Origin of the sequence: Candidatus Skiveiella danica (assembly GCF_022705245.1) — a bacterium.
Lineage (GTDB): Bacteria > Pseudomonadota > Gammaproteobacteria > Burkholderiales > Burkholderiaceae_C > Skiveiella > Skiveiella danica.
In genome coordinates this window covers 1-549 of sequence record NZ_JAKJEW010000180.1, presented here as the reverse complement: position 1 = coordinate 549, position 549 = coordinate 1, and the positions used below count along the sequence as shown (strand labels likewise).

Genomic DNA, 549 nt, shown 5'->3' with positions numbered 1-549 from the left:
GCCGGCCTGGCAGATGGGCCGCATCGACATCGTCAACGGCCTCAGGCACGTGGCTTGAAACAGCTCCCCCTCTCCTACATCGCCCGCAACCTCTGGGTGCGGCGCGTCACCACCGCGCTCACCGCGCTCGGTCTGGCGCTGGTCGTCTATGTGTTCGCCACCGTGCTGATGATGAGCGAGGGCATCAAGACCACCTTGGTGGCCACCGGCAACCCCGGCAATCTGCTGGCGCTGCGCAAGGGCGCGGGGGCCGAGATCAACTCGGGCGTGAGCCGCGAGCAGGCCGCCATCCTGGCCAGCCTGCCGGGCATCGCCACCGCCGCCGACGGGCGTCTGCTGCTGAGCGGCGAGCCGGTGGTGCTCAACAGCCTGCCCAAGCGCGGCAGCGGCAGCCCGAGCAATGTGACGGTGCGCGGCACCTCGGCCATCGGCCTGCAGCTGCGCCAGCAAGTGCGCCTGGTGGAGGGGCGCATGTTCCGGCCCGGCTCCAGCGAGCTGGTGGTGGGCAAGGCCACGGCGCGTGGCTTCGAGGGCGCCGGCCTGGGCGGC

General features: G+C 71.8%; 1 protein-coding gene. It reads left to right on the top strand.

Annotated elements, in window-relative coordinates; genetic code table 11:
- Positions 1-54 precede the first annotated feature (54 nt).
- On the top strand, positions 55-549 hold a 495-nt coding region (locus ACMUOY_RS20850), incomplete at its 3' end, for an ABC transporter permease (RefSeq protein WP_413894611.1).